At 61.2% G+C, this 15,144-nt stretch carries 11 protein-coding genes; 1 reads left to right on the forward strand and 10 read right to left on the reverse strand.

The annotated features are described in order from the left end of the window. Positions 1-15: 15 nt before the first annotated feature. The 4 genes from tssB to R1T40_RS00115 form a co-directional block, all read right to left on the reverse strand. Positions 16-540 carry a type VI secretion system contractile sheath small subunit gene (gene tssB / locus R1T40_RS00100; protein WP_106164641.1) on the reverse strand — a complete coding sequence of 175 codons (525 nt, stop codon included), beginning with the start codon at positions 538-540 and terminating at the stop codon, positions 16-18. 118 nt (positions 541-658) lie between these two features. Next, a complete protein-coding gene (locus R1T40_RS00105) occupies positions 659-2,005 on the reverse strand; it encodes a type VI secretion system protein TssA (protein WP_317384051.1) in 1,347 nt (448 codons plus the stop codon). 18 nt (positions 2,006-2,023) lie between these two features. Continuing rightward, complete coding sequence (gene tagH / locus R1T40_RS00110) at positions 2,024-3,358, reverse strand: type VI secretion system-associated FHA domain protein TagH (protein WP_317384052.1); 1,335 nt, start codon at positions 3,356-3,358, stop codon at positions 2,024-2,026. A 44-nt stretch (positions 3,359-3,402) separates the two neighbouring features. Continuing rightward, a complete protein-coding gene (locus R1T40_RS00115; RefSeq protein ID WP_317384053.1) occupies positions 3,403-4,026 on the reverse strand; it encodes a DUF6931 family protein in 624 nt (207 codons plus the stop codon). 229 nt (positions 4,027-4,255) lie between these two features. On the opposite strand from R1T40_RS00115, the gene R1T40_RS00120 reads away from it, so the two are divergent. Beyond that, on the forward strand, positions 4,256-4,828 hold the full coding sequence (locus R1T40_RS00120; protein ID WP_317384074.1) for an invasion associated locus B family protein: 573 nt from the start codon (positions 4,256-4,258) through the stop codon (positions 4,826-4,828). Positions 4,829-4,949: 121 nt separating this feature from the next. Here R1T40_RS00120 and R1T40_RS00125 read toward each other — a convergent pair whose 3' ends face one another. The 6 genes from R1T40_RS00125 to tssK form a co-directional block, all read right to left on the reverse strand. Further along, on the reverse strand, positions 4,950-6,851 hold the full coding sequence (locus R1T40_RS00125) for a serine/threonine protein kinase (protein WP_317384054.1): 1,902 nt from the start codon (positions 6,849-6,851) through the stop codon (positions 4,950-4,952). After that, a complete protein-coding gene (locus tag R1T40_RS00130) occupies positions 6,848-7,633 on the reverse strand; it encodes a PP2C family protein-serine/threonine phosphatase (RefSeq protein ID WP_317384055.1) in 786 nt (261 codons plus the stop codon). The genes R1T40_RS00125 and R1T40_RS00130 overlap by 4 nt, the downstream gene beginning before the upstream one ends. Beyond that, positions 7,630-8,358, reverse strand: a complete 729-nt coding sequence (gene tagF / locus R1T40_RS00135) for a type VI secretion system-associated protein TagF (protein ID WP_317384056.1) — start codon at positions 8,356-8,358, stop codon at positions 7,630-7,632. The genes R1T40_RS00130 and tagF overlap by 4 nt, the downstream gene beginning before the upstream one ends. Before the next feature lie 3 nt (positions 8,359-8,361). Beyond that, entirely contained in the window at positions 8,362-11,961 is a 3,600-nt protein-coding gene (gene tssM / locus R1T40_RS00140) for a type VI secretion system membrane subunit TssM (protein WP_317384057.1), read from the reverse strand. A gap of 64 nt (positions 11,962-12,025) precedes the next feature. Next, positions 12,026-13,705 (reverse strand): type IVB secretion system protein IcmH/DotU, encoded by a 1,680-nt coding sequence (gene icmH, locus R1T40_RS00145; RefSeq protein WP_317384058.1) that lies wholly within the window; start codon positions 13,703-13,705, stop codon positions 12,026-12,028. Further along, positions 13,705-15,036 (reverse strand): type VI secretion system baseplate subunit TssK, encoded by a 1,332-nt coding sequence (gene tssK, locus R1T40_RS00150; protein WP_106164650.1) that lies wholly within the window; start codon positions 15,034-15,036, stop codon positions 13,705-13,707. Before tssK ends, icmH begins: the two co-directional genes overlap by 1 nt. Positions 15,037-15,144: the final 108 nt, after the last annotated feature.

Here is a 15,144-nt window from a genome sequence, read left to right on the forward strand (position 1 = left end):
GGGTTCAATCGCCTCTTACTCTTCATCGCTATTTTCAGATACACGCTCAGCGCGATCTGCCAGAGCAGCAAGCAGCTCTGGATCCTCAAGCAGGCGTTTAATATGTTCTTGCGCTTTGGGCTTGGTGCTCATGTAGCGCTGCAAGTTCGCCAGCTGCTCGCGCGCCTCCAAAAGCTTGCGCAACGCAGGCACTTGGCGGGCAATCGCAGCCGGTTCGAGATCGTCCATAGACCGAAGCTGGAGGTCGACCCCAATTCGCGCATCAGAACTGTCGTCGAGTTTGTTTGCAACCATAAAGGTCGTGCCAGGTTGAACCGAGGCCATATACTTGTCAAGTGTTGCGCTCGTGACATCACTGAACGTCCGGTCCTCGACTTCCGGTTTCTCAACACCCGGATTATTGCCTGAGAGATCAGACATCACACCTGCGACAAAAGGCAACTCGACCATTTTCTCGCTGTCATATGGATCTTCATATTGGATCTGCACGCGTGGCGGGCGATTTCGCTTGATGAACCCGGATCCCGAATCTGATGCCATGGAAAATCAACTCCTGATAAATCTTCATTCGCCTATAGAAGCAACGCTTTCACACGGGATATGTCAATTCATGACCGCGCACGCGAGGGGAACATTCGGTGAAATTTCCCGAATTTTTTCATAGGGCGCTCTTGTCGGCGTCGCCCAAGAGGTCCGTCAATATGGATTCGAACTCCTGGTCGACATAACGCCTTGCCCGCGAAAGCAAAAGCGGCACCGGGCTTGATTTCTCGGTATGGCGAAAATACGCCTCTACACCCAAAAGCACATCGGCGGCTTCTTGCCCACTTGGAATGGGTGAAACTTTAGGCGGGCGGGATCGTGAGTCCCGTGTTGGATCAGTTGGCTGCGTGGTGCTGAGAGTTTCCAGCCGATTGTAGTCAATGACAAAGCCGCTGGCGGGTCCAAAATCGATCTTTGCCTCTGCTGCGCGCCCCGGCAGAAGCGTTGTGATCGCCTCAACCAGAGTCTTACCGATCAAGAGCCGGGCCTGAGTAACAAGCAACAGCGCTGCCGAAGACGGCTCTTCGCGCCGATAGTAATGCTCTACTTGCTCCAACAATGCGCGCGCGTGGTCATGGCTTTCCACCTTGGGGGCATTTACGGCAGCAGGCATCATGGGCGCGCCCGCTTCCGATGGCGCTGTCGCCGAGGGGTCTGCCGCGCCTCCAGCTGCCCCGCCGCCCTGTGGGGCGTCCTTGACAAGATCGGGCCTCGCCTTCTTCACGGCGGCGATCATTTCAGTCAGCACATCGTTCAGGGGATCAAGCTTTGGGCTCTGCCCCCCAGTGCTGCGCTGCGACGCGACATGGATACGCTCAAGCCCCGCCTGAATGCGGCCAATCGCCTCGAGTACGAATGAAATCCGCGCCCCGTTGGCAGGATCACGCAAAAGCCCGTAGAGCGTGTCCGCCTCCAGATCCTGCTCCTTTTGAAGCGGCTTTAGGTGCCCCTCGGCAACCTTGATCCGGCGCAGGCTGACATCTCCCGAAGCGCTCAGCGGCAAAAAGGTCAGCGGTTGCAGCAAGGCCATCTGCGAAGCCAAGTCATTGATCGCCTCGCGCCGCTCGCGTGCGGCGCTTTCAATTTGGGGGTGCAAATCCGGGCCAAAAACTTCCAGACACCCAGCAATCATTTCGAAAGTATCGGCCAGATCACCGATCTCGCCTGCGAGCGCCTGCCATTTTGCGCGCAGCACCAGAAGGCGGAGATCCCTCGACCGCGCCAAAAGCGAATCGATCTGAGTGATCTCGGCCTGGAGATTCACATCTGCGACGGGGTCAAATACCTTGTCAGGCTGTTGTTCGCTGCCCGGAAGTTCCGTGCCGGGCGTAAAATAACGCTCGGGCAAACGCCCTTCGGCATCAAAGTAATATTCGCCGTAGGTGTCATCCCAACTTGCATCGAGGTCGGGGCCGCATGGGGCATCCGCGCTGATTGGGATCAGAATATCATCAACTATCATCGTACCGTCTTGTCCTAATCAGGTTGCGCTGTTCTCATCATCGCCATGTGCCTGCTGATAGGCCCGTGCAAAGGCCTCCAGAAAGACGCTGAGCATTCCGTTGTCGCCACGGGCCACGCGGGCGTCCCAAAGGGCGACATAGGCCTCCCAGGCGCGGCCGCGTTTGGATCCGGGCATCAGTTTTCCGGTCGGCAGTTGCTCTTCGATCTCCTCGGGCGATAGCCCTTCCAGCACCGCCGCGAGCGCAGGCTGGAGCGCGGCAAAGATCGCCTGCTGATGCTGCTGGATATCCCGCAGCGCGGCTTCGAAGCCATCTGCCCCGGTCTGGAAGCCGTCTCGGGGCTTCAGATACATGGCCTCCAACGCAGAGCTTGTATCCTGCATGAATTTCAAGGGGTTGTTCCCATCGGCGTTTCGCATCGTGCGCTCACCCGCGCGCGTGAACTGTTTCATATGCGAGCGTTCGCGCAAGATCGCCATGACGAGGTCAGCATTGACCCGACTGCTTTCCCCCAGCATCCGTGCGAGCGCCACAGGATCCACATCCGACACATTTTCAGGGTCAAGCCCCGCCCCCTCGCAAAAGGCGCGCAAGACCGCCACCCCCTGCCCGTCCTCCGCCTCCCGCGCAGGCGGCGCTTCTGGGGCAAAGGGGCGCGGTTCGGCAGGCATTGCGCTGCTGGTCAGGACGGGCTGTCCGGTGTCGGCTCCGCCTCCCGGAATGGGCAGAGGCGGTATCGCGTTGGCGCCAGCAGGCAACTGATCCTGCGGCGCCTCCTCAGGCGTCAGGTTTGGCCAGTCCACTGGCGCAGGCGCGGGCACATCCGTCACGAATTGTGGCGGGAGCGGCGCAGGCGCGGGATCTGGCATCGCGACAAAGCCATCCAAAGGTGGGGCGACATTCGATTGATATGCTGGCGGGCTCGCATTTGGTACGGCAGGCGCCACCCCGCCAAGCGCAGAAAATCCCCAAGGGTCATCCTCTTCGTCTTCGACAGGAACTGGAATGGGTTGTGCACCAGCTGATGGAGCGCTGTGCGCCGCGTCCTCAACAACAATCACATAGGGGCCAACCAGAATTCGCTCTCCTGGCTGCAACGGGTGCGGCGCGGACAAACGATGCGGAACACCCTGTAGATAGGTCCCGTTCGTTGACATGTCGATCAACCAGTAGCGCCCCTGGTCAGGACGCACCGTGAAATGATGGCCTGAAATATGCAGCGCCGGATCCGGCAGCATCCAATCCATCGTGCTGCGCCGCCCCACGGTGAACTCGCGCCCATCAAGCAACAGCGAGATCGGCCCGCCATTTTCCAGGCGATCCGTGTTTTCGATGCGCAACATCAGATGCATGAGTTAATTCGCTTCATCCCAGTCATTAAAAGACAGCCCGCCATTCATTCCGGCACGAAGAGGCGTGCAGCCAGATCAATTGTCCGCGCAAGCAACATGGGGCGCGCACTCAGGTCATGGATCGCAAGCGCCGACAGAACCGCTGTATTGAGCGCTTGCGGCATACGATGCGGAGCAACCGGAGCCGGGTCGTTTGGGGCGATCGGCCCTCCGGACCATCCCACCGCAAGCCCCAGGTAGACAGCCGGGCCACGTACCGGGGCGTACAACGCCGCTTGCATGGCCCGATAGCGGTTGGCGTTGTCAGGCGAGCGGATCCAGTCAGCCGAAAGACCAAGCATGGCGCGCGTTGTTGCATCAGCATCTACGAGCGTCAACCGCAGCACTTCATAGGCCCACCAGATTGCAACCTGGGGGACGGCAGCAAAGGCCGCGAAGGCAACGGCATCTTCAGGCGTCGTAGACCCGCGCAACCGGTGTAGAAAGGCCAGCCCTGATTCCTCATCGAGAGGACGAAGCCGGGTCAGCCGCGCCAAATACAGATCGTTTTGATACAACTCTGACGGGCTTTCATACCGCAGGCGCCGAACGGGCGGGCGGGTCTTTTCCGACAGCTGCCCTGGCTCCATCCGAATGTCCTCCATGGCAAAATTACTTTTGGCACGCATGCCTCAATCCACGATCAGAAATAGAAGCTGGCTCAAGGGGACGCAAGAGGCGCTGCGTTCCTGCGCAAGAGCGCGCCGCGGGAAAAAAGCTCTGCCAATCGGCGTTGTGGTGGGGTCGTGCGCAGTCAACACCTGCAAAATATGTGTTCTTGGGGCTGCGTCCAATTCAATTTTAGGATGCAGAGCTGCCCACAACTTTGTAAGTGAAGTCAGAGGTCCTTCCGTGCAAATGGAGGAGGCCAATTCATATAGACCGACAGGATTCGCCATGAATATTTTACATAGAACACTTCCCAGTCTGGCGCTTGTGATGGCGTTGGCAGCTCCTGCGGCCGCGCAGGACGTCGCGGCATCGGACACCAGCAACGATGGCCCGGATATGACGACTTCGGTCTATCGGGATTGGACCTTGCGCTGCCAAAAAGCGGAAACGGGTCCGGCGCCCCTTTGCGAAATCACGCAGTCGCTTCAGCAGCAGGAAAACAAACAATTTATCGCACGTCTCGTCGTGGGAACCCCTCAGGAAACCGATGAAACCCACTTGCTCGCTCAGCTTCCTGCCGGTGTCTGGTTGCAAGAGGCCCCAAAGCTGCGCCTCGAAGGCGGGTTGGACATTGATTTGACCTATACGCGATGCCAACAGGTTTGCGCGGCAACCACATCTCTGAGCGAAGCTGAACTTGACGCGTTGCGTGCATCGACCTCCCCTGCGACGCTTGTCTTCCGTATTCAGGCCGAGCAGGATCTGGAATTCCCGATTTCGCTGCAGGGTTTTGATCAGGCGCTTGCCGCGACGCATTGACCACAGCGAAAAAACACGTTCCCGCCGAAGGCCAGAGCACCGGCTGGTGCTTTTTTCGGCGGGGACGGCAACCTGGATGTGACACCTGACATTCAGGAAGACACATCTGCCATCACGGCTTCTATTCGTTGTTCTCAGGCGCGGTCTCGCTCCGGGGCGGCTGCGAGACGATACCGGCGACACGCACTGCCGCTTCGCCGCCGGTCTCGCGGATTTCTCGTTCGATCTGCTCCAGCGCCGCGCCGAGATCGCTGCCATCCTGCAAAAGCGCCGTTCCAACAAGCGCCTTGGGCGTCGCGATCGACAACACCAGCTGCGTCTGTGTTGTTGCACCGCGCGGCGACGACAGCCCGAAGGCCAGAGCGCGCTGCTGGATCTGCTCGCCAAGATTATACACGCGCCCCTCGGCGTCGATAAGAGCGGTCCAGATCTGTGCGTCGCGCGCACCCGCAAGCCGGCCCTTCACGGTTTGGCCAGAAACGATCTCCGTCGTGGCGACCATCAGATCGAGGTCCGGACCGGGTCGCGCCTGGAAAAGCTTTGCGAAATCAAGCGCGGCGCATTGTGCCGGACTGACCTGAAAATCCAATATCCCTGGCACGACACCGAACTCAGCCTCGTATGCGGAACTTAACTCTGGCATGGCGTCCGGCTCCTGGGTCATGACCGAAATCATGCCAGCCCGCGGTCCGGTTGCGATGCGGTGGGCATAGGAACACCCCGCCTCAGCATAGCGCGCCAGAAACGCCTCTCGCCCCACCTCGTGGCGCGGCGGCAAGCTGTCCACGTTCGCGCCGACAGCCGGACGTTTGGCAGACGGCGCAATCCAACCCTCCTGCCAACCATACCAGCCCGCGCCGCCAAGGATCACGACAAACACCAGAACCATTGCGAACAACAACCGGACGGGCATCGGATCTCGGGGCGCCAGGTCGGCAGGTGCGACTGGTGTCGCAGCCGCCGGGCCGGGCGGCAACACGCCGTCCAACCCCGGTGGACGCGTGAGCCCAGGCACCGCGGGCGCAGGGCGACGCGGGCGCGGCTTCTCGGCAATCATCTCTCGCAAGGCCACCATATCCGCCGGGCGATCTGCGGGATCGGGTGCCAACATTTGCGCAAGAATGGGACGCATCTTCTGCGGCAGGTCATGAAGGTCGGGCACCCTTGCCCGAGCGTCGATCGCCTCCTCGATCGATGCGCCCATGGAGAGCGGTTTTCCTCGAAGTGCCGCGATGATCAGGAGCGCAAGACCATAGATATCAGCCCGAGGTCCCGCCTCGCCACCGAACAGCCCCAATTGCTCGGGCGCCACATACTTCAACTTGCCGGCAAACTGGTTATCAATCCGCGGACTCGCGAGAATATCAGAGCGCGCGATACCGAAATCGATCAGCTGCGCATCACTTATGCGCCCTGCCGGCAACATGACATTGTCCGGCGAGAGATCCCGGTGCACCACCCCCAGATCATGCGCAGCCCCGAGACCCTCCGCCAGGCGGTACATAAGCTCATACGCGGCGCTGACACTGAGGCCACGGTCCGTACTCACGTAATCCGCCAGGGTCAGCCCGTCGATGAACTCCATCACTAGGAAATAGCGATCAAGCTGCACATCGCGCACATAATTATAATATCGCACAATGGCCGGGTGGGTCAGTTGGCGCAGGGTGCGCGCTTCGCGCTTGAACAGCAGCGAAGTCTGCGGGTCACGCATGAGATCTGGCAGCACCACCTTGATCGCAACCGGATCGCCAGTGCCGATTTCCACGCCTCGATAAACTGAGCCCATCCCCCCGGACTTGAGCACCCCCGTCACACGGTAGTTGTTGTTGATGAGCGTTCCGACGGGGAGATCGGTGTCCTCTTCTGTCGTCTTAGACGCTGCGACGGGTGCGAATTGGGTCGCCTCGTGCTCCTGGTCGGCGGAAGAGAGATCTATGCGCGTGCGGTCCTCATCCTGGGCCCCTTCAGGGTTCGCCTCTTCGGGGCTGTAGAGACGCGTTTTATCACCCTCGTCGCTCATTCCGACCGCACCGAAGGACGGGTGACTTCGTCAAAAAAGTCCGGCGAGCAGGCCACCACGATGACGGTGACGTTGTCGCGCGCGCCGCGCGCCAGAACCTCGGCGATCAAGGCGTCACAAGCGTCCTGTGGCGGGCGCTCTGCCAAAATCGCAGCAATCTCCGCATCTTCGAGATGTTCGCACAACCCGTCCGAGCACAGCAAGAACCGATCCCCCGGCAACAGCTCCCCCGACACAATATCGCATTGCGGTCGAGGCGTCACACCAATGGCTCGGGTGATAACATTCTTGCGCGGGAAGTCCTTCGCCTCATCCTCGGAAATCTGGCCCGCATCAATCAGCGCCCGCAGCTCACTATGGTCACGGCTTTGCTGCACAAGTTGGCCGCCCCGCATCAGGTAGGCCCGACTATCGCCTGACCAAACGACGGACCACTCCGCCTCCTGCGCGAGAAGCGCGACAACGGTGGACCCGATGGTCGCCCGGGAGTCCTGCGCCTCGGCGCGGCGACGTATCGCATCATTTGCGCGGATCAAGCGATCCATCAAGCGGGCCTGAAGATCCGCATGCGACACGGGCACGCCGATCGAGTCGAGTTCCTCTGCAATCGCGGCAGAGGCAAAATCCCCCGCCGCGTGGCCCCCCATGCCATCTGCGACCGCCCAAATTCCAAAATCCGGCCGCGCAATCAGGCTGTCTTCGTTGATCTCCCGGCGACACCCGCGATCTGTGGCAAGGCCGGTCTCAAACGCGAAGACTCCATTTCGGAAGTGTGCAATCATCTGCTTTCCGCCTCCGTTGCGTCGTTGCCCGCAGCACCGTCATCCTCCACGGCGTTCGCGGGCTCAGCCGCCATGCCGCCAAGGAGCCAACCCAGCGCTGCCGCATCCGGCAACCCAGGACCGGCGAGCCATTGTGCGGCATAGCCCGGCCCGCCCGCGACCCAGAAATGGCTGCGCAGCAGCGTGGCGCGATCCGCTTCGACGGGGCATGCAGCATGCAACAGCGCATCGAGCTTGCCTTCGGGGTGATGCGCTGAAACCCACGGACCTTGGCTCACTTTGGCGCTTTCGCCCGGCACGGCGACCTCAAGCCCCTCCAACAGCGCTTGCCCCCCTGCTCCCGGGGTGGCCCGGTCCAAATGGCTGGAAAACGCAACAAGAAGGTCCTGATCCTCCTGCTGCGTCGGCGGGGCGACATCTGCACCTTCGGCCAGCAACAAGAGGGGATACCGCCGCCCGACCTGATCACGTGAGGGGCGCAAGACCCCCGCGAGCGTGGCGCCGAATACGCCACGACCGATCCAGAACCGAAGCTCACGCGCCTGATCCCAGAAGGCCGGCCAGTCATTGCCTAGCTCATCGCGCAAATCAGGCAGGACCTGATCGAGCCAGCCGCTCAGCCCATCGGCAACAGCCTCACCAAGCCCGGCACGGAGAAAATCCCCATACCCAGGGTGTTTTCCAATCAAACCGATACGCGCCGCGTCAAGAGGGTCCTGATCCATGGCTCACTCCACTGAAACGGGGCAGGAGAACTGCGAAAGCTCGGGCATCAGGAAAGGCACTGTCGTGCTGTCAAATTCCATACGATAGGTGATCGAGCGCCCCCCCACCTCTTGGGTGACATTCGCAACATTCCCGTTCGTCCGAACCCGCGCCGACCGCAAGAAGCTCATGATATCCCAGCGGCCCTGCGAAAAGCGCAGTGTTGACTCGCGGTTGCGCTCCTCCGGGAACAGGCTCAGCGACACGCCAGAGGCCGGCCCCGGCCAGACCATCTGCGCCGCCGTTGAATTCGGCTGCGTGCGCAATGCGTTGCCATTGAGCGACAAGACCGCAAGTTCCACCGAGGGGGAGGAGCTTTCATGGGTCACGGATATCTCCACCTCCGGCTCCGGTGCACCCGAGGCGAAGAAGGCCAGGCGGATGGCTTCTGCCGCGCTGAAGGAGCGCAACAAGGCCGGCGACAAACGCTGCCCGATCGCGCTTTCTGGCGCCGGTTCAAGCCCGTTCGGCCCGCGCACCACATGCGGTTGCAAATAGGTGCTGAAGTAGTGATCCATACGCCCGCCCGGACCAAAGAACTGGCCAAAGATCTTGGGCGCGACCTGACGACCGTTCCGCCCGAACGGAAAGTAAGGCCCGATATTCTGCTGGCAGAAGGCGGCCACATCATCGTTCAACGCGCGTTGGATCTCGCCGAGTGTGGCATCCTGGGCCACGACCGAGAACTCACTTTGCACCTTGTTGAGCATTGCCGCCAAGGGCGTTGGAAGCCCCGAGTTATTCGACGTCAGGGTGGCCAATGTCTGCCGCAGTATCGTTTCATCCGCGGGCGTAGGCGCCATGGCAGCCGTGCGACGATTTTCACGCAGCGCCTGAAGGTTCGAGAGAATCCCATCGATCGGCCGTTTACTCACGTCGCCTTCCAGAAGCCGATGCCAAATCGCGAAATCGCTCGTGATACGGTCCACCTGCGCGCGTTGCGAGATATCGTCGGGCGCTGGTGAGCCGCCTCCTGTGGCAGCCTCGGGACGCTCCTGTTCCTTGCCCTTGGCACGCAGCTGATCCATCACGACACGTTGGAACACGCCGGATCCGGCATAGACGCGCGAGAACGCCGCATCACCAAGAGCATTGCCGATACCATCCCCGCCACCGGCAAGTGCGGCAGCGGCCGCCGAGGCATCCATATTGTCGATTTCTTCATACAGACGGCTGAGCCGGGTCTGACGATCCACCTCCTGGACGAGACGCAGCAGCGGTGAATCCACGGACGATGACGCTACGCCGAGCGTATCATAGCGCGGCGGGTCCGCAGACATGCGCGCCATGGTGAGGCGCGAAAGTACAGTGTTCCACGCGTCGGCGAACGCCTGACGGTACATCCGGTGGAGATCCCGCAGCAAAGACCCCAACTGGCGATCATAATCCACCCTGTTGGCCGCATCTCCCAGGACCCAGCGGTCCTCTTCCAGGCGGGTGCGGGCGCTGCTCAGCTCTTCAAGGAAGAAGCCCCAGTAGCCCTCAAATGTATAGAGCCCCGAAACGCCCAAATCGTTGAGATCACTGCCGTCATTTGTCGCAAGGACCTGATCCACTTGACCACCAATTGCCGAGGCCAGCTCTACCCTTGCCAGACCCGCGTTGAGTGCCCGGTCCTGGATCGCCGCCCAGGCTTGCTCATCAAGCGGGAGTGTCACAATGGCATCCCGCGCCTGACGCACGATTGCCGGGTCGATGCCGATGATATCTGTGCGCGTGTCGTCCAGCTCAAGCATCGCGCTGAGGTGTTCATTCAACTGGTCTCGAGTCGCGGTTTCACCAAGCGCACGATACTGGCGCCGCCAGAGCGCATCGAAATACCCCTCGATCGCGCCACCATCCGCCGCGCGCGCAGGCCCCTGACCGCCAAGCAGCAGATAGACCTTGAGCGCACGATAAACGCCAGCCGTATCATCATCCGCAATCAGCTGCGGAATGGTGTTTTCCATCCACAGCACCAGACGCGGGCGCAGCATGCGTTCCAACCCGTCCGAATAGGTTCGCCGCGCAGCCTGATGCAGCTCCTCATACCGCGAAAGGCCCATGTCCGCGATATATTCCGGCGCATCTGTGCCCTCAAACCCGGCAGTCACGTTCCGCAATCGCGCAAGCTCTGACAGCACGGTGGACGGGTCCGGATCCGCAATAACCGTCCGCGACAGCTCTTCCCGCGCGATGTCGGAATAGGCCGCAATGTCTTCCTCTGCGTCCTTCATCAGATCCGCGTTCTTCCAAAACGCGTAGCCAAAGCTTGTCATCAAAGAGAGCGCGACCACCGCGATCACGCTCAGACCACCCGTATGCAAAATCTGACGCCGCCGCACAGCACGCCGGTCAAACCCAACCCAGTCGCGCTCTGCAAAGATCACCTTGCGCAGGAGATCATGCAGAAAATAGCTTTTGCCCTTGCCAGACATGAAGGCGGGACGGAAGCTGGCAGCGGCATCGCTATCCCGTGCCATCGCGCCCAGAACCTGATCAATCGGCGTCCCTTCTTGGGTGCCCGACGTGAAATAGAAGCCACGCAAGATGGCATTGGACTTATAGCGGGTCGGCTCAAAGACATGCCGCAGGAACTCCGCCATGTTTTCCCGCATCAAGGCGATCTGCCCCGGAAAGCCGAAGATAGCGATCCGTGCCGCCGGGTCCGGCTCTGCCGTCATCCGGTCGACCAGCGCATCGGACAGCTGCGTCATCAGCCCGTCAAAGGCCTCGGGCACCTGCTCGTGCGTCCGCGTCTTGCGATCACGCGTGGGGAAGGTGTGTCCCCAGACCAGACGCCGCCGTGACTGGCTAAAGGCGCCAAAGTACTCCCGAAATCCCGAGATCAGATCGGCTTTGGTAAAGATGGCATAGACCGGAACGTCAATACGCAGGGTCTCGTGCAGCTCCGCCAGCCGCGCGCGCACAGTTTCGGCGTGGCGCTGGATACTTTCATCCGTGCCGCGCATGATGTCCTCGATCGAAAAGGCCAGAATGACGCCGTTCACCGGCTGATCCGGGCGGCCTTTTTTCAGAATATCAAGGAACGCCGCCCAGGACGCCTTGTCTGCGGCACCGTCGCTGTCATGGGTCGTGTACCGCCCTGCGGTATCAATCAGAACCGCGTCTTCCGCGAACCACCAATCGCAATTTCGGGTCCCGCCAAACTCGGCTGCACGATCAGTCGCGCCATCCTGACCCGGAAACTCAATGCCGGCGTTCGCCAGGGCCGTCGTCTTGCCCGCGCCGGGTGGGCCGATGATGATATACCAGGGCAAATCATAGAGAAAATTGCGTCCCCCGCTCTGGCGCAGTTTCGCCAGGGCGTCCTGCATCCCTTCCGACAGAACCTTCCCGTCGCTGACCGGCGCTGCGACCAGACTGTCCTCGAGGGCCTGCGCTTTCTTGCGACGCGCCCGCACACGCAAATACCAGATCAGCCCGATCAATGCATAAAGCACCACGATCACGGAGCCACGCAAGACCGGCCCCGAGATCGCAGCGATCCCTGTCAGCGGGAACCCGAACCAGATCAAAGGCGCCAGGACGATCAGCGCAAAGGCGATCAAAAACCAACGCATCCAGACAGAGCTGAGGGCTTTGCCAATGAGTGCAAAGAATCTTCTTAAACGGCTAAACACTGTCTTATTCCTCTCGCGGGATCAAAATTTCGACCCGACGATTTTGTGCACGCCCCTGCGCAGTGGCGTTGTCTGCCACTGGTTCTGACGCGCCTTTGCCTTCAACGTCGATCCGTTCGGGGTCTGAAATCATCTGTGACAGCCACGTCGCAACGGTTTGCGCGCGCGCTTCCGAGAGCTCCTGATTGGTTTTGAACCGCCCCGCTCCCGACATCGGCACGGTGTCCGTATGCCCCACCACGCGGACCTGCCCTTGTTCGCGATCAAGCATTTGCGCGACTGGCGTCAAAAGCTCATCCGCCGCGTCCTGTTCCGCCAATGCTTCACGCCCGGAGGAGAAGCGCAGGGCTTCGCCGACCCGCACCAAAACCCAGTCCGTGCTTTGATCGACGACCACTTGGCCGGCCTCGATCGGCAGTGCAAGAGAGGTGCGGATACGCTCCATCTGCGACGTCTCCGGCGCCTTGTAGGGCTCCAGCACGGGCTCGGTGCGTTCGATCGTGATCGCGGGCAGCTGTTGGTGCAGCGCGAGAAACAGATCGCCGATGTCTGCGGACCGGCGGGTCAGAAGCACCGAGAACGTGCCAAACAGGACCACCACCATTGATACCGCGATCAGCCCCACCACCCAGACCGGTGTCACGGTCCGGCGGCGCCGCGGGTTCATCGGCATCGCCTCCCATTGGGGCGAGACATCATCATCGGGGCGGGGGTTGACCCGGCGCAGGGTTTCATAGATCGCCCTGCGGATCCGTGCGATCTCAACTCCGCCATTGGGCAGAGTGCGATATTGCCCCTCGAACCCCAGCTCCAGGCAGCACAACATCAGCTCTAGGAGCGGATAGCTCTGTCCGGGCGCTTTCATGGCGTGATCCACCTTCTGGAAAAAGCCAACACCAGAGGAGCGCTCTCCGAAGAAACGAGCGACCATGGAATACTGCAGCCACATCCCGCGATCCGCGCCGGGCAGGTTTTGAACAATGTCATCCGCCGTGGCCGAGAGCGCATACTTCGCGTCTCTCACCTGCTCTTGCGGTAGATTCAGCGCCAATGCGCGGGCTTCAAAGTCATTGATCGCGCGCGCGACGTGGTCAAGCAGGGGACCGGACTCCATTTCCACCAGCCCCGTCCGCAGCCGCCCAAGCAGGATCAACAACCCCGTTGATTCCGCGAGCAGCGGGTTTGACGCGGCACCGCCCTTGCTCGCATCCGCGGCACGCAAGGCATCGGCAAGGGCGATCTTTGGCGCCGCCTCGCGGCCCTGCGGATCCGGCGCGGGCCGGTTCAGCTCGGGGAAGATCCCTTCCTCAGGGCTGGATGCACCGGTTTGCGGTTGATACCAGCCCGCAGGCTGACCCGACGGATACCCCTGCCCCGCGCCATGGCCCGACGGCCCCTGCTGCGGCAAGAATGGGTTCGGCCCAGGCGGATGTTGCCCCGGATAGCCCGCCGCAGACGGCGCCTGAGGTCCGGGCTGAGCGGCGGGAGGTGTGCCCTGCCCCGAAGCCGGATTAAGCGCGCCCCCGAGCCATGTATCCTCGTCATTTGGCGGATGTCGCGGCGCTTGACCTACAGGCGCAGGGCTGGCGGGCGCTTGCCCCGCCGGTTTGCCCTCGCCGCTGGACTTGCGCGGCGGAAAGGCAGGCATCGGTTGGCCAAAAACGGTCTTGTCATCATCCGACATCAAGCACTCTCCGGCACCGCCCACAGCTCAAGCTTCATATCGGGCCAATTGCCCGCAAAATGCAGCCCAATCGCGGGGGCTGAGGAAAAATCACCCCAGAGCTGCGTCGATTTATCGAGTAGGAAATAGACATTGGTCGAAACCACACGGATTTGACGTGGCGGGTTCGGCAGATGGACCAGCCCGACACCCGGTAGGTTGTTGTTGATGATCGTTTTCATCTGCGTGGAGGGGCCGACCTTGCAAAGCTGCGGAAACTGGGTTTGCACCTGGCCGAGTGGCAAGCCCGAGCTGACCTCCAACACAAAGGTCGCCTGTGAAAAGAGGGAGCGGTCATTGACAAGCGCCGCATAGGAGTTGGCGCGCACCTCCTGCAAAGGCAGACGAATGGCGCGTCCGACCTCTCGCGCCAGAAGCCGCTGAATGGTTGCGACCACCGGCTGGAAACTGGCCTGAGGGTCGCTGTGCGAATAGTCCTCATACGCGCGCGTATGGCGCTCCCCCTGGTCAAACGTCGAAAGCTCCCCGGCGAGGCCAATGAGTTTCTCATAGAGACGCTCGGGGTGCACGTTGGCCATGGATTGAAGATGACGCAACACTGGCAGTTCGCGGTTGAGCACCATTAGCATCAGGTAGTCGCTGGACTGCATCCCCCCGCCCGAACTCGGATCCGAGGCATAGCGAGAAAGCGTCTCGAGCTTGGCTTCCATCCAGCCGACCACACGGCTGAGATAGCCATCAAACGCCGGGTGAACCGGCAACCGCAACGCGGCAGGCGGGACCCGGTCGTCCAGGGTCACGATCCCGTCGCGCAGATCGAGAATGCGCCCGATCTTCAGATTCTGATATCCCGGCCGCGGCGTCTTACGCAGGCTGAGTTCGAGACGGGGGTCGGCAATTTCCACAACCTGCTCGGAGCGGCTGGCAGAGATGTTGCTGGCCACCGTGTCCGAGGCCAGCACATAGCGGGTCGCGCTGTCTTGCGCGGCAGGTGCGATGTCCTGCCCGTTTATCGTCGCATCTGGAAGCGTCAGCCAAATGTCCAAACCCGCGCCATCATCCGGGACCTCGACCGGTAGCGGCAACGGGGCCACTGACGGCGCATCGAAGGGCGTGCCATCCGGCATAATTCCGCTCACTTCGTTCAGTCCGATCTGGCCCAGCTGCGCCTTGTCGCGATCAAAGCGCAGGCTGGACAGCCCCCAGGGGTATGGGCTCAGCACCGCAGTGCGGGTGCGAGACAGATATTCATGATACCGATCGGCCTGCTGTAGGTGATGGGGCTGCAGGAAAAGCCCTTCTTTCCAGGCAACTTTACTGAAGAGTGACATGAATGGATCTTCGCTCCGAGCAATATGTGCAACTGACGCGTGCATAAATCCGACAGGCGCGCGCCCTAATTCATCCTGTTGTAAGAGGTGACCTCGTTGGGTCAACCC

This window comes from Tritonibacter scottomollicae (assembly GCF_032924845.1).
In the GTDB taxonomy this organism is placed as follows: Bacteria; Pseudomonadota; Alphaproteobacteria; order Rhodobacterales; family Rhodobacteraceae; genus Epibacterium; species Epibacterium scottomollicae.